Annotated in this window: 16 protein-coding genes; 8 read left to right on the top strand and 8 right to left on the bottom strand. The window is 65.1% G+C overall.

Features of this window, described 5'->3' with window-relative positions:
- Positions 1-227 (top strand): integrase core domain-containing protein (locus Q2941_RS23670; RefSeq protein WP_458193892.1); only part of this gene is annotated, 227 nt, incomplete at its 5' end.
- Here Q2941_RS23670 and Q2941_RS23665 read toward each other — a convergent pair.
- Genes Q2941_RS23665 through Q2941_RS23645 form a run of 5 tightly spaced genes read right to left on the bottom strand, consistent with a single transcriptional unit; the run spans position 224 to position 3797 of the window.
- On the bottom strand, positions 224-994 hold the full coding sequence (locus Q2941_RS23665) for a TSUP family transporter (protein ID WP_458193893.1): 771 nt from the start codon (positions 992-994) through the stop codon (positions 224-226). The genes Q2941_RS23670 and Q2941_RS23665 overlap by 4 nt on opposite strands.
- Positions 991-2256 carry a CCA tRNA nucleotidyltransferase gene (locus Q2941_RS23660; protein WP_458193891.1) on the bottom strand — a complete coding sequence of 422 codons (1266 nt, stop codon included), beginning with the start codon at positions 2254-2256 and terminating at the stop codon, positions 991-993. Before Q2941_RS23660 ends, Q2941_RS23665 begins: the two co-directional genes overlap by 4 nt.
- 10 nt (positions 2257-2266) lie before the next feature.
- Complete coding sequence (locus Q2941_RS23655) at positions 2267-2530, bottom strand: DUF6111 family protein (protein ID WP_027522823.1); 264 nt, start codon at positions 2528-2530, stop codon at positions 2267-2269.
- Positions 2527-3198, bottom strand: coding sequence for a CoA pyrophosphatase (locus Q2941_RS23650; protein WP_458193890.1), 672 nt, complete (start codon positions 3196-3198; stop codon positions 2527-2529). The genes Q2941_RS23655 and Q2941_RS23650 overlap by 4 nt, the downstream gene beginning before the upstream one ends.
- Entirely contained in the window at positions 3195-3797 is a 603-nt protein-coding gene (locus Q2941_RS23645) for a DUF1285 domain-containing protein (RefSeq protein ID WP_027522821.1), read from the bottom strand. Before Q2941_RS23645 ends, Q2941_RS23650 begins: the two co-directional genes overlap by 4 nt.
- A 247-nt stretch (positions 3798-4044) precedes the next feature.
- Here Q2941_RS23645 and Q2941_RS23640 point away from each other — a divergent pair, with 247 nt between their 5' ends.
- From Q2941_RS23640 to Q2941_RS23615, 6 genes are all read left to right on the top strand, one after another.
- Positions 4045-5043, top strand: a complete 999-nt coding sequence (locus tag Q2941_RS23640) for an AAA family ATPase (protein ID WP_027522820.1) — start codon at positions 4045-4047, stop codon at positions 5041-5043.
- Positions 5043-5987: a DUF58 domain-containing protein gene (locus Q2941_RS23635; RefSeq protein ID WP_027522819.1), complete on the top strand. Its 945-nt coding sequence runs from the start codon at positions 5043-5045 to the stop codon at positions 5985-5987. The genes Q2941_RS23640 and Q2941_RS23635 overlap by 1 nt, the downstream gene beginning before the upstream one ends.
- Positions 5984-8794 (top strand): DUF4159 domain-containing protein, encoded by a 2811-nt coding sequence (locus tag Q2941_RS23630; RefSeq protein ID WP_458193889.1) that lies wholly within the window; start codon positions 5984-5986, stop codon positions 8792-8794. The genes Q2941_RS23635 and Q2941_RS23630 overlap by 4 nt, the downstream gene beginning before the upstream one ends.
- A gap of 15 nt (positions 8795-8809) precedes the next feature.
- Entirely contained in the window at positions 8810-10873 is a 2064-nt protein-coding gene (locus Q2941_RS23625; protein WP_458193888.1) for a hypothetical protein, read from the top strand.
- Positions 10874-11030: 157 nt separating this feature from the next.
- The gene (locus tag Q2941_RS23620) at positions 11031-11423 is read left to right on the top strand and encodes a DUF2946 domain-containing protein (RefSeq protein ID WP_254107929.1); all 393 of its coding nucleotides are present in this window, start codon (positions 11031-11033) and stop codon (positions 11421-11423) included.
- 170 nt (positions 11424-11593) lie between these two features.
- Positions 11594-13840, top strand: coding sequence for a TonB-dependent receptor (locus Q2941_RS23615; RefSeq protein ID WP_458193887.1), 2247 nt, complete (start codon positions 11594-11596; stop codon positions 13838-13840).
- Positions 13841-13932: 92 nt separating this feature from the next.
- Here Q2941_RS23615 and Q2941_RS23610 read toward each other — a convergent pair whose 3' ends face one another.
- Complete coding sequence (locus Q2941_RS23610; protein WP_458193886.1) at positions 13933-16935, bottom strand: hypothetical protein; 3003 nt, start codon at positions 16933-16935, stop codon at positions 13933-13935.
- Between the two features lie 456 nt (positions 16936-17391).
- Here Q2941_RS23610 and Q2941_RS23605 point away from each other — a divergent pair, with 456 nt between their 5' ends.
- On the top strand, positions 17392-18357 hold the full coding sequence (locus Q2941_RS23605; RefSeq protein ID WP_458193885.1) for an AraC family transcriptional regulator: 966 nt from the start codon (positions 17392-17394) through the stop codon (positions 18355-18357).
- A 201-nt stretch (positions 18358-18558) separates the two neighbouring features.
- On the opposite strand, the gene Q2941_RS23600 is transcribed toward Q2941_RS23605, so the two are convergent.
- Both Q2941_RS23600 and Q2941_RS23595 read right to left on the bottom strand, forming a co-directional pair.
- Positions 18559-20178: an N-acyl-D-amino-acid deacylase family protein gene (locus Q2941_RS23600; protein WP_458193884.1), complete on the bottom strand. Its 1620-nt coding sequence runs from the start codon at positions 20176-20178 to the stop codon at positions 18559-18561.
- A gap of 10 nt (positions 20179-20188) precedes the next feature.
- A complete protein-coding gene (locus Q2941_RS23595; protein ID WP_458193883.1) occupies positions 20189-21508 on the bottom strand; it encodes an MFS transporter in 1320 nt (439 codons plus the stop codon).
- Between the last annotated feature and the right edge of the window lie 140 nt (positions 21509-21648).

Below are 21648 nucleotides of genomic sequence, written 5' to 3'. Positions count from 1 at the left end.
AGCCATATACGCCGAGAACAAATGGCAAGGCCGAGCGCTTCATTCAGACAGCGCTTCGGGAATGGGCCTATGCCCGAGCCTATCCGACCTCAGATCGGCGCGCCCAGGAGCTGCCAATCTGGCTGCATCAATACAACTGGCACCGACCCCATGGGGGTATAAAATCTCAAACACCAATCAGCCGACTCGGTCTAACCGAGGACAACCTCTTGAGGCTCCACACTTAGGCGACGAGTTGCTTCACCGCAGCCGAGATCATCACGAGCCCGCCCGTGATCACCGCAACGTCGAGGATCGCGGCGTGGATATGCACCGGCATCCGCTCGACAAAGGCCTTTGCCAGGAACGCGCCCGGCACTGCCATCCCGCCGATCAGAAGCGCGAACGCCAGCACCTGCGCGGTCACAGCGCCAGCGAGGCCGAACACCGAGATCTTGATGAGGCCGGTACCGAGCGAGATCCTCGCGTCGGTGGCGATCACCGCCGCGCCTTCGAGGCCCGCGGCCATCAGCAGCGAGAGCAGGATCACGCCAGAGCCCGAGGTGCCGCCGACCAGCACGCCATAACCGACCGACCCTGCTGCAAGACCCGTATTGCCGATCTTGACCTGGCGGCGGCGTAGCACGCGGCGCAGCGGCACACTCAGGATCAGCATGGTGCCGATCACCAGCGCCGCGCCGGCATTGGTGAGGCGCGTGTAGCCGTAGGCACCGAGCGCCGTCGTCAGCGCCGCGCAGGCGAGCACGACGAGCGCGCGGCGGCGATCCGCATAGCTGACATAGGCAATGGCGCGGCTGAGATTGGTGAAGATCGCGGAGATCGCGATGATCGGCACCACGGGCTCGGCGCCGACCATCGGCACCAGCGCCAGCGGCATCAGCGCGCCGGTGCCGTAACCTGCAAGCCCACCGATGATCGAAGCAAACAACGCCATCAACGCGACCAGCAGAAGCTGCAGAAGCGAGATATCGGCGAAGGCTGATACGATGGTCAGATTCTCTGATCGCGGCTGACGCGTGCCGCAGCTTGATCGGCGATGGAAGCGAGCGCCGCCTCCTCTAGGGGAAAATCCGCGGCAAGCCAAGCGTCCTCAGCGAGCGTCAACACACGTCCGAGCGCGGGGCCTTCCGCCATGCCGCGCGCGATGAAGTCGGCGGCTTTCAGCGGGAAGTTCGGCGGTGTCCAGCGTTGCGGCAGCTCGGCGAGCTCGCGCCAGCGCGCCGAATTCACCTCGCCGGCGTCCCTCGCCCAGGCCAGCAACACGCGATCGTGATAGCGCTCGGCGCCTAAGCGATAGAGCAGCCGCCGCGCATTGGACTCGTCCTTGTTGGCGAAGTTGGCGAACCGCCACCAGCGGTGCCCCATCGAATCCAGCGCCTTGGCCTCGGCATTGCTGAGCCGGAGCCGCGACGCGACGCGCTTGGCGTCCTCGGTGACGGCGACGGTCAACCCGGCGAGACGCCGGGTCGCGCTCGCCGGCAGGCCGAGCTCGTGCTCGATCGCAATCATCCTCGCCAGCGGGCCGGTATAGGCGACGCCGCCGATCAGCGACTGCAGGAGGCCCCCGTCGGCCATGGCGAGCGCCGCGGCCGCAGCACCGCCGGCGACCAGCAGCTTGAGTATTTCCATGCGCACCCGCTCGGCCGAGAGACCGGCAAGCCCGGCGCGGCCGCGGATGCAGGCGAGATAGCCGTCGCGGTCCGGCTCACCGGCGCCGAAGGCGGCGTGGATGCGGAAGAAGCGCAGGATGCGCAAGTAATCTTCCGCGATGCGCTGGTCGGGATCGCCGATGAAGCGCACGCGCCGCGCGGCGACGTCGGCAAGCCCGCCGACATAGTCGTGCACCACGCCGTGTCCGTCGACCGACAGCCCGTTCATGGTGAAGTCGCGCCGCTCGGCGTCCCTCACCCAGTCGCGGCCGAACGCGACCTTGGCCTTGCGGCCGAAGGTCTCGGTGTCCTCGCGCAGCGTGGTGACTTCATAGGGGTGCCCGTCGATGACCAGGGTGATGGTACCGTGGTCGATGCCGGTCGGCACGCTCTTGATGCCGGCGCTCTTTGCACGCCGCATCACCTCCTCCGGCAGTGCGGTGGTCGCGATATCCATGTCGCCCGGCCGCAAGCCGAGCAGTGCGTTGCGCACGGCGCCGCCGACCACGCGCGCCTCCTCGCCGTCCGCGTTCAACAGTTGCAGGACGCGCGCGGTCCCGCCGGAGGTCAGCCAGGAAGCATCGGCAAGCAGCGGCTCCGCGCTCATCGGCCCGCCCCTATTTCTCGACGCCCGGCACGAGCCTGCCGTTCTCGACATGCGCGGGGACGTAGGTCGAGTTCGGCGATGCGCCGGTGAAATGCGCAAGGCCCACCAGGCTGGCGATCACCAGCACCAGCGCGACCAGCCCGAGGCGGGCGATGGTATAGACCGGCCAGGACGACTGCACGAACAGGCCGGAGCGCGTCGCGACCAGGAACAGGGCATAGACCGCGAAGGGAACGAGGAAGATTCCGATCTCGGTCAGCGCCGGCCGGATCATGGCAAATAGATCCGCTCATACAACACACGCAATATGCCGGCGGTCGCGCCCCAGATGTACCGCTCCGCGAACGGCATCGCGTAATAGAAGCGCTCCATGCCGCGGAATTCCTTGCTGTGCACCTGGTGGTTCGCCGGATTCATCAGGAAGGATAGCGGCACCTCGAAGGCGTCATCAACCTCGGAATGGTTGATCACAAGCTCAAATCCAGGCCGGATCCTTGCAACCGTCGGCAGGATGCGGAAGCCGAAGGCGGTGCCGTAGAGATCGAGATAGCCGACCGGCTCGACGAAGTCACGCAACAGCCCGACCTCTTCCTCGGCCTCGCGCAACGCCGCATCGCGCGGCGAGGCGTCGATCGCGTCGATCTTGCCGCCGGGAAAGGCGATCTGCCCGGCGTGGTCGTTCAGATGCGCCGAGCGCTGCGTCAGCAGCACGGTCGGCTCGGGCCGATCGACGACCGGGATCAGGACCGCCGCGGGGCGGACCGGCTGCTCGCGCGCAACGATCTCGAGCATCTTGTCGGTGCCGGGATCACCCGACATCGGCACGATGTTGGGATCATAGAGGGCCGGCGGCACGTCGAAGGTCAGCCGCGCCTTGGAGCGGGAGAAAAAATCCGCCGCGCCCAACCGGGCAGGTTCGTCCTTCGGTAGCGGCTTGGTCAAAGCGCGGCCCTCACCTGCTCAGCATCCGCCATGGCGAAGAATTCGCCGGCCGACTCGACACCGAACATTGGCTGGCCATCGACCACCCGCTCCTCGCCCATGTCAACCAGATCGTAATAGAGCGCGCGTGTCACCTTGGCCCAAAGGTCAGAGCGCACGTGCAGATAGGGTGTCAGCCCGCCGTCGGCCGCCTGCTCGAAGCGCAAGCGATGCGCAGCATCGCACCTCACCCAGTCGTCGACATTGGTGCGGAAGCTCAGCACGCGATGGTTGCCCTCGCCTTCCGTCAGCATCTCGACCGCCATGAACGGCGCGTCATCGACGCGAATCCCGACCTTCTCGACAGGCGTGACGAGAAAGTGCTTGTCCCCTTCGCGTTTCAGGATCGTCGAGAACAGGCGCACCAGCGCCGGGCGGCCGATTGGCGTGCCCATGTAGAACCATGTACCGTCGGAGGCGATTCGAATGTCGAGATCGCCGCAAAACGGTGGATTCCACAGATGCACCGGAGGCAGCCCTTTTTGGGCAGCGCCGGCGTTCTTGGCGGCGGCGGTCAGCCCGTCAAGACCCCGATTGGTGCTCTGCCCTTGGTTCGCCATGGTTTGCCCTGACTTTGTCTTTGGCACGATTGGTGCAGGTCTACGTTGTACCTCGGTGAGCGGTTCCACACCGGAATCATCCGGTGTGCAAGGTCGCCACTTCGTGATGCCGTACATATCCCGAAGCCGATAAGGTGGGGATAGGTTAATTCAGCGAATACAGAGCCTTCCTGCAAGTCTAGCATGGGGGCCATGAGCTGACATGACGACGCAAGCAGGCCGCGTAAGAGGCTTAAGGAGCTGACGGATGGCGGAAAGTGTCGAAAAACTCGAGGACGTGATCGTCCGCTCGGCAGAGCAGGTGTCGGGGCAGATTCGCGCCGCCAAGGACGCGATAGCAACCGTCATCTTCGGCCAGGACCGCGTGATCGAGAACACGCTGGTGACGATCCTCTCCGGCGGTCACGCGCTGCTGATCGGCGTTCCGGGTCTCGCCAAGACCAAGCTCGTCGAGACGCTCGGCGTCACGCTGGGTCTCGATGCCAAGCGCATCCAGTTCACGCCCGACCTGATGCCATCGGACATTCTCGGCGCCGAAGTGCTCGACGAGAGCACCGCCGGAAAGCGCTCGTTCCGCTTCATCGCCGGCCCGGTCTTCGCGCAGCTCCTGATGGCCGACGAAATCAACCGCGCCAGCCCGCGCACGCAGTCCGCGCTCCTGCAAGCGATGCAGGAGCAGCACATCACGGTAGCCGGCGCGCGTCATGACCTGCCGAAACCGTTCCATGTGCTCGCGACCCAAAACCCGCTGGAGCAGGAAGGCACCTATCCGCTGCCGGAAGCGCAGCTCGACCGCTTCCTGATGGAAATCGACGTCGACTATCCCGATCGCGACGCCGAGCGGCGCATCCTGTTCGAAACCACCGGCGCCGAAGAGACGCTGGCAAAGGGATCGATGACGGCGGATGCGCTGATCACGGCCCAGCGGCTGGTGCGGCGGCTGCCGGTCGGCGATTCCGTGGTGGAGGCCATCCTGTCGCTGGTGCGCTCGGCGCGTCCCGGCCCCGACGGTGGCGAAACCGGCAAGCTGATTGCCTGGGGACCCGGTCCCCGCGCCAGCCAGTCGCTGATGCTGGCGGTGCGCGCACGTGCGCTGCTCGACGGCCGCCTCGCGCCGTCGATCGACGACGTGCTCGACCTCGCCGAGCCGGTGCTGAAGCACCGCATGGCACTGACGTTCCAGGCGCGCGCCGAAGGCCGCACGATTCCGGACGTGATCCGGCAATTGAAGACACGGATCGGTTGATGGCCGCAGACAACGGGCACACGGCGAGGGAGATCATTGCGATCCGACGTGCCGATGGCGAAAGCCGTACGCTCGCCGCTTCGCTGCCGCGCCTGGTGTTAGAGGCCCGTCGCATTGCCGCCAACGTCATCCACGGCCTGCATGGCCGCCGTCGCGCCGGCTCGGGCGAAAGTTTCTGGCAGTATCGCCGCTTCGTCTCCGGCGAGCCGTCGCAGAACGTCGATTGGCGCCGCTCGGCGCGTGACGACCATCTCTATGTCCGCGAGCAGGAATGGGAGGCCGCGCACACGGTATGGATCTGGCCCGACCGCTCGCCTTCGATGGCATTTGCATCAAGGAACGCACGCGACTCCAAGCTCGAGCGCACGCTGATCGTGGCATTCGCGCTGGCCGAGCTGCTCGTCTCCGGCGGCGAACGCGTCGGCATTCCCGGCCTGATGGCGCCGACCGCGAGCCGCAGCATCATCGACAAGATGGCGCAGGCGATGCTGCATGACGACGCCGAGCGGCCGAGCCTGCCGCCGTCCTTCGTGCCCTCGGCACTCGCCGAGACTGTCGTGCTGTCCGATTTCTGGTCGCCGATCGCGGAGATCAGGAGCACGCTCGCGGCGCTCTCCGGCTCCGGCGCCCATGGCACGCTGGTGCAGATCGTCGATCCCGCCGAGGAGACCTTCCCCTATTCCGGCCGCGTCGAATTCGTCGAGCCCGAGGGCTTTGGCGAGATCACGGCGGGGCGCGCCGAAAGCTGGGCCCAGGATTACACCGCGCGGCTCGCGCTGCATCGCGACCAGATCCGCGACGAGACCAACAAGCTCGACTGGCTGTTCGCCACCCACGTCACCGATCGCTCCGCCGCCGAACTGCTGCTGTTCCTGCATGCCGGCATGCAGGTGAGCAAGTCGGGCGCGCGCTCGACCACCGTCAAAGCGGGACCAGCCGCATGATCGGAAGCCTGCCGCTCGCCTTCACCGAACCGCTGCTCCTGATCGGGCTCGTCAGCCTGCCGGTGCTGTGGTGGCTGCTGCGCGTGATGCCGCCGCGGCCGCGCCGCATCGAATTCCCGCCGACGCGCCTGCTGTTCGACATCGCGCCGAAGGAAGAGACGCCCTCGCGCACGCCCTGGTGGCTCACCGCGCTGCGCCTGCTCGCCGCGGCGCTGGTGATTTTCGCCGCCGCCGGCCCGATCTGGAATCCGCAGACTGGGCTAGCCGGCAGCAAGGCGCCGCTGATGATCCTGTTCGACGACGGCTGGAGCGCGGCCTCGAACTGGGACACGCGGATCAAGGCAGCCGACGAGCTGATCGCGAATGCCGACAGCAACCGCCGCGCCATCGCGCTGGTGCCGCTCTCGGAGCCGAACCGCGACATCACGTTGATGCAGGCCGGGGCGGCGCGCGTTGCGCTGCGGCAACTCGCACCAAAACCCTATTCCATCGAGCGTGTTGAAACTCTCACCGCGATTGATCGTTTCCTCAAGGCAACCGGCGATTGCGAGATCGCCTGGCTCTCGGACGGTGTCGATACGGGCCGCGGTGAGGAGTTCCTGCAAGGCCTGACGAAGACGATCGGAGACCGCAGCTTGACGGTGTTTGAAGGCGGCACGCCCTCCCCGCTGGCGCTGGTCGCCGCCGAGAATGCGGCCGCCAAGATGGTCGTGAAGGTGCTGCGCACCGACAGCGGCATTGCCGCCGGCACCGTGCGCGCACTGGACCAGAAGGGCTCGCCGATCGGCGAAGCCCGCTACGCATTCGCTCCGCAGGACAAAGAGACCGAGGCATCGTTCGATCTGCCGGTCGAGCTGCGCAACGACATCACCCGGCTCGAAATCTCCGGCGAGCGCTCCGCGGGCGCCGTGCAACTGCTCGACAAGCGCTGGCGGCGCCGCGCCATCGGCATCGTCTCCGGCGCAACCAGCGAGACCGCGCAGCCGCTGCTGGCTCCGACCTTCTATCTCACCCGCGCGCTGGCGCCGTTCGCCGACGTCCGCCTCGCCGACAAGGGCGCGCCGCAACAGGGCATCGCGCAATTCCTCGACCAGAAGCTGCCGATGATCATCCTGGCCGATGTCGGCACCATCGCGCCCGAAATCCGCGAGCGCCTCAACGCCTGGGTCGACCAGGGCGGCGTGCTGGTGCGCTTCGCAGGTCCCCGCCTCGCGCAGGCCGAGGATGACCTCGTGCCGGTGAAGCTGCGCAAGGGCGGCCGGACTCTCGGCGGCAGCCTGACCTGGGAGAAGCCGCAGCATCTCGCCGCCTTCACCGCGGACGGTCCGTTCGCCGGCGTCCCCGTCCCCAAAGATGTCACCGTGAGCCGCCAGGTGCTCGCAGAGCCGGATGCAGTGCTCGCGACCAAGAGCTGGGCCTCGCTCGAAGACGGCACGCCGCTCGTCACCGGAGAGCATCGCGGCAAGGGTCTGGTCAGCCTGTTTCATGTCTCGGCCGACATGCGCTGGTCGGACCTGCCGATGTCGGGCACCTTTGTCGACATGCTGAGGCGGATCGTCGACATGTCCGGCTACACCTCCAAGCCCGGCCCCGGCGTCGCCGGTGAGGCCAGCACCGAGACGGTGGCGCCGCTGCACATCCTCGACGGTTTTGGCGCCTTCGGTCCGCCGCCCGCCACCGCAAAGCCGCTGTCGGCCGATTATCGCGACCGCGCGACATCAGATCATCCGCCCGGCTTCTATGGCCCGGCCGAGGGACCACTGGCCGTGAACACGCTCGCCGCCGCCGACCGCATCGCCCCGCTCAACACCGCGAGCCTGCGCGCGCGGCACGCGACCTACACCAACGCCGAGCCGCGCGATTTGCGCGGCTGGCTGCTCTCGACCTCGCTGGCGCTGTTCCTGATCGACGCCATCATCGTCGCGCTGCTCGGCGGCGGCCTCGCCGCGCTCCTGCGCCGGCGCGCGGCGCCCGCCGTGCTCGCGATCGGACTGGTGCTCGCCAGCCTCGCCTCGCCTGCACCATCGCGCGCCGACAGCCCTGCCGACGATTTTGCGATGAAAGCGGTGTCGCAGACTCGCCTGGCCTATGTCGTGACTGGCAATGCCGACGTCGATTCCATCGTCAAAGCCGGCATGTCCGGGCTGACGCTGTTCCTGGCGCAACGCACCGCGCTCGAGGCCGGCGATCCCGTCGGCGTCGATCCGGCGCGTGATGAGCTCGCCTTCTTCCCGCTGATCTACTGGCCGATCGTGCCGGGCGCGCCAAAACCGCCGCAGGACGCCATCAACAAGATCGACGCCTACATGAAGCAGGGCGGCACCGTGATCTTCGACACCCGCGACGCGGTCGAGGCGCCGCCCGGCGACAACGGCGCCTCGCAGACGCCGGGCATGCAGGCGCTGCGCGAGATCCTCTCCTCGCTCGACGTGCCCGAGCTCGAGCCGGTGCCGCGCGAGCACGTGCTGACCAAGACGTTCTATCTGCTGCGCGACTTCCCCGGCCGCTTCAACACCGGCCAGACCTGGGTCGAGACCCTGCCGCGCGAGGAAGAGGACGAGAGCGCGCAGCGTCCAGCGCGCGGCGGCGACGGCGTCTCGCCGATCATCATCACCTCGAACGATCTTGCCGGCGCCTGGGCAATCCGTCCCGACGGCCAGCCGATGCTGCCGCTGACCCAGAGCGAGCCGCGCCAGCGCGAATTCGCCTTCCGCGCCGGCGTCAACATCGTGATGTACACGCTGACCGGCAACTACAAGGCCGACCAGGTGCACGCGCCGGCGCTGATCGAGCGGCTCGGGCAATAGGAGCGACATGAATACATGAATTACGGCATCGCGTTCACGCCGCTTGTTCCCACGATCGTCTTGTGGATCGCGCTTGCCGCGATCGTGGTCATCGCTATTTTCCTGCTGCTTGCGCGCGCACGAGGCGCGGCGGTGCGCGTCGCCGCGCTGGCGCTGTTCCTGCTTGCGCTCGCAAACCCCTCCTTCACCCGCGAGGACCGCGATCCCCTCACCTCGGTCGCCGCCGTCGTCGTTGACAAGAGCCCGAGCCAGAACTTTGGCAATCGCACCAAGGAAGCCGCCCAGGCGCAGGAGGCGCTGGTCGACAGCCTGAAGCGGATCAAGGGACTCGAGGTGCGCGTCGTCGAGGCTGGACAGGCCGACGGCGAGACCGACGGCACAAAACTGTTTGGCGCGCTCACCTCCGCGCTCTCCGACGTGCCGGTCGATCGCGTCGCCGGCGCGTTCCTGATCACCGACGGCCGGGTGCATGACATCCCGGCGAATGCCGCCGCGATCGGCTTCCAGGCGCCGGTGCATGCGCTGATCACCGGGCAGAAGAACGAGCGCGACCGCCGCATCGCAATCGCCGCCGCACCGCGCTTCGGCATCGTGGGCCAGACCCAGACCATCACCTACCGTCTCGACGACCAGGGGGTGACTGGCGAACGCGCCAAGGTCACCATCCGCCGTGACGGCGAGACGATCAGTGAGCGCACGCTGTCGAGCGGCCAGACCGCAAGCGTCGACGTCGACATCAAGCATGCCGGTCCGAACATCGTCGAGATCGAGGCCTCGCCGCTCGAGAAGGAGCTGACGCCGGTCAACAACCGCGCCGTGGTGGCGATCGACGGCGTGCGCGACAAGCTGCGCGTGCTGCTGGTCTCCGGTGAGCCGCATTCCGGCGAGCGTACCTGGCGCAACCTGCTCAAGTCCGACGCCAGCGTCGATCTCGTGCATTTCACCATCCTGCGCCCGCCGGAGAAGCAGGACGGCACGCCGATCAACGAATTGTCGCTGATCGCGTTTCCGACCCGCGAATTGTTCCAGCAGAAGATCAACGAATTCCAGTTGATCATCTTCGATCGCTATGCCCGCCAGGGCGTGCTGCCGATCGCCTATTTCGACAACATCGCGCGCTATGTGCGCTCGGGCGGCGCGGTGCTGGTCTCGGCCGGTCCCGACTACGCCTCCAACACCAGCATCTGGCGCACGCCCCTGGATTCGGTGCTGCCGGCCGAGCCGGTCGGCGTCACCGAGAAGCCGTTCTATGCGCACCTCTCAGACACCGGCAAACGCCATCCCGTGACGCGCGGCCTCGAAGGCTCGGCGAGCGAGCCGCCGCATTGGGCCCGATTCTTCCGTACCGTCGACACCAGGAATGCGACCGGCTCGCCGGTGATGACCGGCGCCGACGGCAAGCCGCTGCTGTTCCTGTCGCGCTTCGGCGAGGGCCGCGTCGCGCTGCTGCTCTCCGACCACATCTGGCTGTGGGCGCGCGGCTATGAGGGTGGCGGCCCGCATCTCGACCTGCTGCGGCGGATGTCGCACTGGCTGATGAAGCAGCCGGATCTCGACGAGGAAGCGCTGCGCCTTCAGGTGCAGGGCAAGGATCTCGTCGTGGTGCGCCAGACCATGTCCGACAGCGTGCAGCCGGTGACAGTGACCTCGCCCTCCGGCGTGACGCGCGATCTCACGCTCAACGCTGGCGACCCCGGCGAATGGCGCGCCAGCCTGCCGGCCGGCGAGCTAGGTCTCTGGCAGGCCACCGACGGCACCCTGAAGGCGCTGATCAATGTCGGTCCAACCAATCCGAAGGAATTTTCGGAGGTCACCTCGACCGCCGAGACGTTGAAGCCGCTGACGCAGGCAACCGGCGGCGATGCCGTGCGCGTCGTCGACGGATCGAGCGTCGATCTGCCGCGTGTCGTGCCGGTTCGCTCGGCTAGCGTCTTCCACGGCGACGGCTGGATGGGGGTCAGGATGCGCGATGCCAGCGTGGTGAAAGGCGTCGGCGTGCTGCCGATCTTCGCCGGGCTGATCGGGCTGCTGCTCCTGCTCGGTGCGTTCGCCGCGACCTGGGTGCGCGAAGGGCGCTGAGCCCCACGAATTCCGTTGCATGAAGATCACATCGGGAGGCCGGCCACAGCGGCCGCGCCTCCCGCAGTTGACATGCGCGCCACGATCCTGCGATGTTACATTGTAACATCGTGATGGCCGGGGGATTGGCCGCCGCGATGCGGGGGTGCGTTTTCGAATGAAGTGGTTCCGCTCGAACGTCAGGCATGGCGCCCGGCTCGCGATCTTCGCGATGCTGATGCAGCTCGCGCTGACCTTCGGCCACAGCCACTGGTTCGCGCAGGCTGCCCCCCTGCTCCAGTCGTCGCAACAGGCGGGCGGCATCGCGTCCGTCGATCGTGCAGCACTGCAGAAGCAGTCGCCGGCCAACCCCGACCACGACCAGCAGGGCGACGACAATTGCGCCATCTGCGCCGTCGTCTCGATGGCGAGCACGGTCGTGTTCGCGACGCCGCCGCTGCTGCATCTGCCGCAGGCGGTCGAATTCCTCTACCGCACCACCGACGCCGAATTCATCCATCTGAAGTCGGCCGGCCACGCGTTCCAGCCGCGCGCCCCACCCGCTTCCTGATCTCCGTCGATTGAACCGCCCAACGGGCTGCCGCCGTCGTGCGCGCAAGCCTCCGTCGGGCTTTCGAAAATTGATCCGCCGCGTGTCGGCGGCAGGCGCTCGTTGTCGAAGCCGGATTTCGGCCGCGCCTGATCGGAATCAGGACGATGTTGGTATCCTCAGGACCCCGCTTGGCGGGCGCAGGCGTAGCCACGCTCACGCTTTTCTATCTCAACAGCACCGCCATGGCGCAGACCGCCGCGCCGAGCGCCGCCACGACCTTGCCCAGCGTTGAGGTCACTGCCCCCCCGCGCGTGCATCCGTCGCGTCCACCGAAGGTTCGCACCGTACGAAAGCGTCTCCAGGCGCCGGAAACGCCGCCGTCGACCGAGGCGCAGACCGTGGCTGGCCAGAATGCGAAGTTCGACCAGACCCGCGACAACGTCGTCGCCCCCATCGGCGCCACCTCGCACACGATGAACCGCCAGGCGATCGAGGCGCTGCCCCAGGGCAACAACGCGACGCTGGACAAGGTGCTGCTGCAATTCCCAGGAGTGACCCAGGATTCGGCGGCCAGCGGCGAGTTGCACGTGCGCAACGAGCACGCCAATTTGCAGTACCGCATCAACGGCGTCATGCTCCCCGACGGCGTCGGCGCATTCGGGCAGATCCTCGATACCGGGATTGTCGGCAGCATGAGCCTCCTCACCGGCGCATTGCCCGCGCAGTACGGCTTCCGCACCGCCGGCGTGCTCGACATCCAGACCAAGGCGGACGCCTTCAACAATTCCGGCGTCGTCGGCGTCTATGGCGGCAGCAACGGCACGATCTCGACGAACGTCGAATATGGCGGGACCGCCGGGCAGACGCAGTATTTCGTCTCGGGCCGCTTCCTCCAGAACAATCTCGGCATCGAGAATCCGACGGCATCTGTGAACGCGATCCATGACCGCACCAATCAGGAGAAGGGATTCCTCTATCTGTCGACGGTGCTCGATCCCACCAGCCGTCTGACCTTCATGAGCGGCGTGTCGAACGCGACGTTCCAGATCCCGAACAATCCCGGACAGACGCCGAACTTCACGGCATTCGGCGTGTCCAACTTCGACTCGTCGAAGCTCAACGAGCACCAGAACGAGTTCAACCAGTTCAACGTCGCTGCCTACCAGAAGTCAGTCGGCGAATGGGACACCCAGATCGCCTATTTCAACCGTTACAGCCAGTTGCACTTCTACCCCGACCCGATCGGCGATCTCGTCTTCAACGGCGTGTCCTCCGACGTCTACCGGCAGAGCCTCGTCAACGGCATCCAGCAGGACACCGCCTGGCGCGTCGGCTATGCCCACACGCTGCGCTTCGGCTTCAGCGTCAGCGCGGAGCGGACATTGGTCAACAACGGCTCGACCGTGCTGCCGCTGGCCGACCCGACCGATCCCACCGCAGGCACGATCGATGCGCCGTTCTCGATCTTCGATTCCAATGCCAAGACCGGCTGGTTGATCGGGACCTATCTCCAGGACGAGTGGCGGATCACCAACAATCTGACCCTGAACGCCGGATTGCGTTTCGACCAGATATACCAGTATGTGAACGCCAACCAGCTCAGCCCTCGCGTCAGCCTGACATGGAAGCCGTTCGACGGCACCACGTTCCATGCCGGCTATGCGCGCAACTTCACTCCGCCGTCGCAGGTGATCGCCTCGCCCACCAATCTTGCGCTGGTGACGCCGCCCAACGTGCCTGCGAACACGCTGACGCCGGAGGTTCCGGTCAGCAGTCCGGTCTTGCCGGAGCGGTCACACGTGTTCGACGTCGGCGTGGTGCAGAAGATCTATCCGATCCCGGGCCTCGAGGTCGGGGTCGACGGCTACTACAAGATCGCGCGCAATCTGCTCGACGACGGCCAGTTCGGCGCGGCCTATGTGCTGAACGGCTTCAACTATGATCGCGGCGAGAACATCGGCCTCGAGGTCAAGTCGACCTATCACAATGGCAATTTCAACGCTTATGCCAATCTCGCCTGGGCCAGGCAGATCGCGACCAACATCGTCTCGAACCAGTACCTGTTCGGCCAGGACGAGCTCAACTACATCGCGACCCACTATGTCTACACCGACCACGCGCAGACGCTGACGGCCTCGGCGGGCGCGTCCTATCTGTGGGAGGGCACGCGCTACAGCGTGTCGATGATCTATGGCAGCGGCCTGCGCGCGGGCTTTGCCAACACCGATCACCTGCCCGCCTACACGCAGGTGAACCTCGGCCTGTCGCACGACTTCAACATCGTGGCGCCGAACAAGCCGACGACGGTGCGCTTCGACGTGGTGAACCTGTTCGACACGATCTACCAGATCCGAGACGGCACCGGCATCGGCGTGTTCGCGCCGCAATACGGGCCGCGACGCGGCTTCTATGTCGGCGTCTCGCAGCGGTTCTAGGCGCGCTTCCTGCTCCCGTCGGGGCCGGCCGGCCCCGACGCTTGCGGACGCTTCGTGGCATGCCCACGAGCACCGTCCGCCTGCCGCATCGTTCAACCCCGAATGACCATGCGATGAACCTTCGAACGGTCATGCTTCAGAGCGAAAACAGATAGAAGCAACCGGTCCCTGCATGCCCTCAGGAGCAGCTCTCCCACTTGCCGCTCGCGCGTCTTGAAGGCATGCGTCGTGCAGCAGTCGGCGAGCACAAAGCCCTCGAGCTCGCCGAAGCAGTCGAAGATGATCTCGGCAACCTTCCCTGTGTACTCGACGACGTCGAGGCAGGGGCTTGGCACTTCAACCGGCGCGCCATTCGGTGACGGTGGAATGGCATTGGGATCGCCCCCAAGCCCGGCAACGCGGTCCGCCAGGAATGCGACATACCGCTGCAACACGGTAAACCACCGGTTTGGCGGCGCGGTCTGCTGCAATCGCCATTTCATGATCGCCAGGGTGTCTTCCTCGGGACGTAGCATCACGGCAGACGTCGAGACTGGAATCTTGATCTGAAACGTTCCAATGACATATCGCCAGGAAAATGGTTGGCGCGGAACAGCGACGTCCGGATTGGCATTCCTCTCGAGAACTGGCCTCTGGATCGAAACGTCGCGTTTCGAGACTTGCCGTCCCACGCGCCTGACGATCACATTGAATTCCTCACCGGTGACGACGGTGGTGGGAAGGTCCACCGTGAGGAGACCTGCGAAGTTTTCGCCCGCATTCATCGGGATCGGCACATAGGTGACGCCGCCCGTGATCTTGCACTGGATCGTATTCGTGTCTCCTGCCGTCAGGGAATGTGCAGGATAAAGCTGCGACGCGAGCGCAAGCACGTCGGAGGCCTGAACCTGCGGCCAATAGATCGAAGCGACGCTCCCGTGTGGAATTTTGCCCCAGTCGATCATCAGCTCGTCGACGAGCGTCTTTCGGCTGACCATGGTGCTCGGCCGGATATCGAACGTTTGCGGGATCCGGTGCGTCGAGGCCGGCCCCGGATTGTCCGAGACCGTCACCTGGAGATTGCGCTGCGCCAGCTTGTCCGACGCTTCGGGACGTGCCCCGATGAAGATCGGAGCATCGTCGAACGCGATCTGGGCCACCAGACAGTGGTGAGTTCCGGCAAGCCACGCCAGAGCCTGCTTGCCGTCGATCACGTTGGCGGAATCATAAAGGTTCAGGAAGCACCCGTAGTAGACCCAGATGCTGTCCCTCCCGCTCGCGATCTCGATATCGCGGTTGTTGACGCCACCATTGTCGTAATCGGTGTTACCGGCGAGATTTCCGGTCGCGAAGAACGGTAGCGTGACGTGACCGGCGCCGACCTGGGGCGAACCGGGCAAGCCCGCCGCATCCGGATTGAAGGGGTAGGTCGTACTCGTTTGATAGTCCGTATCGGGGCTCTGCGTCACGAACAGCCTGAAAAACACGCGGGCATTCTTGGCTTCGCCTGCCGGGCCCGCGGTGCCGCGCATGCGGACTCTCGCCACCGCGAAGTTGTAGTTGTTGAAGATATTGAACGTCGGCGGGAACGTGGGCGTGAGCTGGATGGTGAATGGAGTCACGGAAGAGTCGGCCTGCAATGCCGCCCCCTGGCTCGGAAGAATCGAGTTGAAGGGATCGGCCCCGGCCGGATCGCTGAAATTGTTGTTCAGGAACGTGAGCAGGTCCTGGATATAGGTGAATGCGCCGTTGACGCTGTCACTTGCAAAGGCCGGCGCACCGGCAACCGGATGCTGGGACAGGCCGGGCGTCGCAGTGAAGACCCTGAGGTCCTGGCTCAGATAGAAGACATTGTTCTGGGTCGGATCGACATTGGTGAAATAGGGGTCTGCACCCGCCACCAGTTCAAACAGGGTCGAAGCGTTCGTGCCCGGCACCTGGTTGCCGTCAGTCGCAAGGAAGGCATCGAGCTCTAAGGTCTGACTGCCGGACGCCGGGAAATGCGTGAGGGCCGCGTTCGAGAACGTGATGTCGAACGGGACTCGTATCCTCTGCTGCGCGCCGGGGTCTGCACCGTTCTCAAAATCGATGTTTGGATTTTGAGTAATCGAGATCCCGCTGAGGTTGGCGAACGCTCCTGTCGGCAGCGGGACCGTGACGTTGAGAGAGCTGAACGTGTTCTTGCTGAATCCGTCGACGACGAGCCAGAACGCCTGCTCGAACGTCCCGCCGCTGGTGTTGATGACATCCTGCACCTCATCCTTGCCGAAAGTGTCCTTGTCCACCAGGAAGGTCAAAGTCCCGGTTGGAAGGATGCAGGCGTTGTCCGCCTTGCTCCAGTAAGCCTGGACGGAGCAACTGACGCCGTTGACGTCGATCGTCGCGAACTGGTTGTTGCAGGTGTCGCCGATCTCGTCGTTCGTGACCGTCGAACCGTCGGGATTGGTGCCGTTGACCAGGATGCTGTTGTTCGAGGTATCGACGTCGGGGTTGGTGCACGCCTCGATCAGCTCGTGGGAAAAGACCTTGGTGACGCAATTATGCCCCGTCAGCGAACCCGTATTGTCCACCCAGGCATAGTATCCTGTGACGCCCTTGTAGGTGAAACTCTGATGCTGCCCCACGAAGTTGTTGGTGGTCGTGAGCTTGTTCCTGATGCCCGGCGGCACGATCACGGCGTAGAAGCGGTTGTGGCCTGATGCCGGGGGCGGCATGCTGGTGTGGTCGAGCCGGTCCTTGAGCATCGTCTTCACGTCATCATCGGTATATTGATCCACCGGACTCGTGCTGTCGTTGAGATCGGTGAAGATCAGCGTGCCCTGCGCGACGCCGCGATACTGGCGCAGGCCGCCCATGTAGGGGCCCGTGAGGATGCCGATAATCGCTTGCTTGTACTCGTCGCTGGAAGGAGACGGAGCAGGCGTCGTGGTCCAGAAGCTGCCCCAGAAGACCAGAATCACCTCGACATCGGTCAGCACGCGTCCGCCGCCGTCGGTTGTGCTGGTCACCGTATAGTCTGCGGAAAACTGCTCATCGCCCGATCTCGGCTGGCTATCCGGATGCGCGCGCTCGACGATCCCGCTCAATTTTCTTGATCGGCTGGCCTTCCTGGGCATCTCTCCCTCCGCTCCACTGGCCACCCCGTTTGAAGAATACTACCTGTACGGGCGTTTCCGTGTGAACTGGCTCACCAGTCGCGACTGCCGAAGCGGGGTTACGTCGGTGGCGTGTGGTCTTGCGGCAATAGCCAGCACCAACGTGGAAGGCGGAGCAGAAGCGCCGCGCCCGGGGCAATGGGCATCCACAACGGAAAGTTGCACAACAGGAAATGGCACACCGAACCCTCGTGAGAGGCTACCGAGCAGGGTTCGCTGTCTTGGAATAGAGCGCCATTCGCTTCGCTCCCAGCGCCCTTCGGAACGTAGCGGCGCGATCAAAGCGCAGGAGATACCGGTTTCGCCACGATAGGACTCCGGCGCCAATCGTGTAGATTGATGCGATATCCGCTGGGCCGGCCTTTCGCTCAGGAAACCTCGGATACGGTTGGGCCGTGGCCAGCGAAGGGAGTCGTGATGGATAAAGCGGGCGTGCCGAATTTCTTTGTCACTGGCTACTCGGGCCCGCCGCATGGACGCGATTACGAACGATGGCGCGAGGAATTCTGCCGGTCCACTCTCCGCGTCGACGTTCAGCCGGGCAACAGCGGCAACATCGAGTGCACATTGCAAGTCAGCCTGGTGGGCGGTCTCGCGCTGGCTGCTCCCGGCGGATCGTCGGCGCGCTTCTCGCGCACGCGCGAACTCCTGAACGACGGTTACGACGACATGTGCCTCCTCATCGCCACGTCCGGTCGGGTGCGCATATGGCACTCGGGACAATCGATCGAACTGTCGGAATCGCAAATGTGTCTCGGGGACATGAGCGTGCTCTGTGGCGCGCACGTCAGCAACGAAGGCGAGAGCAAGAGCATTCGCATCCCGCGATCCCTGCTCCTCACGATCTGCCCAAAGGCGGAGGACCGGATGGCGCGGGTTCTTGGCGATCAAGATCCCATAAGAGAAGCCATCATACGCTACCACGCACTCGCCACCGAGGTTGGCCCGCAAACAGACGCGATCGGCCAGCATCTGATAGCCCAACACATGGTCGATCTCATCGGGCTGTTGCTGAGAACGGACGCCGACCGCACAGAACTTGCGAACAACAGAGGTCATTCCGCCGCACGGCTCGACCTCATGCGCGCCGAAGCCATCGCCAATTTGAGCCGGGGTGATCTGACGATCCACTCGATCGCTCAGAAGGCGGGCGTCAGTCCGCGCCACGCACAGCGGATGTTCGAACAGGCGGGGACCACGTTCACCGAATTCCTCCTTGAACAACGCCTGCTGCTCGCTCGCAGGCTGCTGCTCGATCCCCGCAACGGACGGCGCAAGGTCAGCGATCTCGCGCATTCGGCAGGATTCGTGGACATCTCCTATTTCAACCGCGTGTTCCGACGGCGGTTCGATGCCACACCGTCCGACATGCGCCGTGCTTGAAGGAAGCGCGCCGTTTCAGGTGTCTGCGCGATCAATTAGTACCGTTCGCGCATGAACTCCTGACGCTTGGCGCGCGTAACCGGCACGCTGATCGGCTCTGCTTAAAAGGATCGGACGTCATCGATCAAAAAACTCCGCGACAACAGGTGATGAAGTTCGGATTCGGGACGTCGGAGAGACGAGCCATTGGCGGCGGCGCCGTCATCCGGTGATCAGAGCCCGGCCCGGACGGGCGAAGGTACTGCGTCCGTCGGCGACCACGGCCTCGCCTGCGACGAATACCGAACGGATGCCCGCGGGCATTTCCGTCGGCGCCTCGAACGTCGCCTTGTCCATGATGGTATCGTCGAACAGAGTCATATCCGCGATCATGCCCGGTCGCAGGATGCCGCGGTCGGACAGGCCGAAGCGCTGGGCGGGCATCGCGGTCATTCGCCGCACGGCATCTTCCAAAGTCAGCCAGCCTTGCTCACGCGTCAGCCGGCCGGCGACGCGCGGGAAACTGCCATAGGCGCGCGGATGCGGCTTGGTGCCCGGGCGCGGAATGCCGTCGGAGCCGACCATGTGCAGGCGATGGGTGAAGGCCGCACGCAGGTCAGCCTCATCGAGCTGGAACATGATGATGCCGGTCTGACCCTGGTCTTCCTCGATACACCGAACCATGAGATCGAACGGCGAGATGCCGAGCTCGCGCGCGGCGTCGACCATCGACTTGCCCTCGAGCGGCTTCAGCGCGGGATTGCCGGTGCCGGAAATGCGCACATTATGCCAGCCGATCAGCACGATCTTGGACTGCGCGGCATGCGGATCGGGATCGCCTTCCTCCACCAGCACGCGAAGCGCCTCGCGCTTGCCCGGATCGCGCAACCGCGCGCGCAGCGCGTCGATGCCGCCTTCGAGCGCGGCCGGCGGTAGCAATTGCAGCATGTAGGAGCTGCCGGCAGGATACGGATACATGTCGAAGGAGATATCGATCCCCTCCGCTCGTGCGGCCTCGAGCCGGTCGAGCGCCTTAGGGATAGCGCCCCAGTTCGGCTTTCCTGCTGACTGAAGATGCGACAGCAGACCCGCCGCGCCGGAGACGCGCAGGATCGCGATGAACTCGTCGATGGAGCTCAGCAGGCCCGCTTCGTAGCTGCGGACATGCGCCGTGAGCAGCTTGCCGTGAGCGCGCACGGTCGCTGCCAGTGCACACAGTTCATTGGTGTCGGCATAGGCGCTCGGCGGATAGACGAGGCCGAGCGACAGGCCGGCTGCGCCCTGGCTGAGCTGCTCTGCGAGCAGTGCCTGCATGGCCGCGACCTCCCGGTCCGTCGCCGCGCGGCGTTCGTAACCGAGAACCGCGAGCCGGATCGCGGCATGCCCGACCAAGGAGATGAGGTTGAGCGCCACGCCCGGCCCTTCCAGGGCCAGCCGGTAGCCGTCGAAACTGTCAAAGACTTCGTTCGCGCGGGTTTCACCCGCGAGGCCCGAGAAGTGCTGGCGCAGCATCTCGGCGGAGTTTGCGGTCGCCGGGTAGAGCGAAAAGCAGCAATTGCCGACCACGAGCGTGGTCACGCCTTGCAGCGCCTTCTCGGGCCTATCAGGCTCGCGCAGGCAGATCAGATCGTCATGGCAGTGGGCGTCGATGAAGCCCGGCGCGAGGTAGCATCCGCGCGCGTCGATGATTTCGGCCCCGTCCGCGGGCAAGGAGGCGCCTATCGCCGCGATGCGGCTGCCGCTGATGCGCAGGTCGGCCTCGAACCACGGCGCGCCGGTGCCGTCGATCAGGCGGGCATTGCGGATGAGGGTATCCCTACCTTGGTTCGGACCTTGGGGCATGCTCCCCTCCTCAGTGGACGACCACGGCGTCTCGCGGCAGTGGCTCGGCGAAATCGGGAATCGATTCGATCCGTCCCAGCACCACGACATAGAAGAAGATGCCGATCAGCAGCACGACGCCGGCGATCATGAAAGCGCCGGCAAAGGATTGAGTCCAGTCGACCACGATTCCGGTCACGATGGGCGCGAGGACGCCCATCATGTTGTTGGTGAAATTGAGAATGCCGCCGACCGTTCCCGCGCCGCCCTTGGGCGCGATCAGCGACACGATCGAGGACCCGACGGGCGCCGCGGCTGATAACCCCGAGATCGCGATCGACAGCCACAGCAGCGCCCAGCCTGGCTTCACGGTGAACGCGGCGCCGATCACGGCAAGCCCCATCAGCATGCCGACGATGATCACCGACTGGCGCACCCTCGTGCTGTCGTAGCCACGCGCGATCAAATGATCCACCAGGAACCCGCCGATCAGGAGGTCCGACAACGTCGCGAAAATCCAGGGGATCGTCGAATAGCCCGCGGCCGACATCAGATTCATATGCATGGTCTGGGCGAGATAGCCCGGAAGCCAGGTGAGGAAGAGATAGAAGGTATAGCCATAGGCTGAGAACCCGATGGTCAGCCCCCAGACCTTGCGGTTGCGCAAGAGGTAGCCGAGCATGCGGCTCTGCCCCGCCGTGGCCGGGCCTTCCGGCGTGCCGCCGCCGGCGACGATGTAGTGATGCTCCGCCTTGGACAGCTTCGGATCCTCGCTCGGATTTCGATAGATGACGTAGTAGGCGATGAAATACGCAAAGCTCAGCAGCGCCGTGACGCCAAAACCCCAGCGCCAGCCGTAGAGAAAGATCACATAGGCAACCAGCGGCACGCCGATCACGTTGGAGAATTTGGCGGCAGAATCGAAGATCGCGGTCGAACGCGCGCGTTCGTCGAGCGGAAACCAGTGGCCGGTCGCTTTCTGACTTGCCGGAAATGCCGGCGCTTCCGCGACTCCGAGCAACAGACGCGCGGCGGCGATACCCCAAAGTCCGCTGGCGAGCGCAGTGATGGTGGCGGCGACCGCCCAGAGGAAGCTGCTGGCGCGGCCGACCGCGGTGACGCCAAAGCGGTCCAGCACCATGCCGCCCGGGACTTGCAGCAACGAATAGGTCCAGAAGAACGCGCTACCGAGCAGGCCGATGTCGGTGGCGGTGAGGCCAAGCTCCCTGGTGAGCTCGGGCGTCGCGGCAGAGAGCCCGACACGGTCGATGTAGTTGATGAGGATTCCGACGCCGAGGAGACAACCGATCAGCCAGCGTCGCCCGGGTACTTGTCGGCCTGCGTTCGTCATTTCGAATCCTCTCCAAGCCGCGGGACCATGTCTTTCGTCCCGTCGAAATACGGAACCGAGAGAAACCTCGTCGCGCCGGCCATTGTTATAGTCTCTTATAGTGGACAATAGTATCTTATAGCGTCATGCTAGATATTCCC

This window comes from Bradyrhizobium sp. UFLA05-153 (assembly GCF_054185185.1).
The sequence above is the reverse complement of the archived record's forward strand: the minus strand, read 5'-3'. Positions and strand labels throughout refer to the sequence as shown.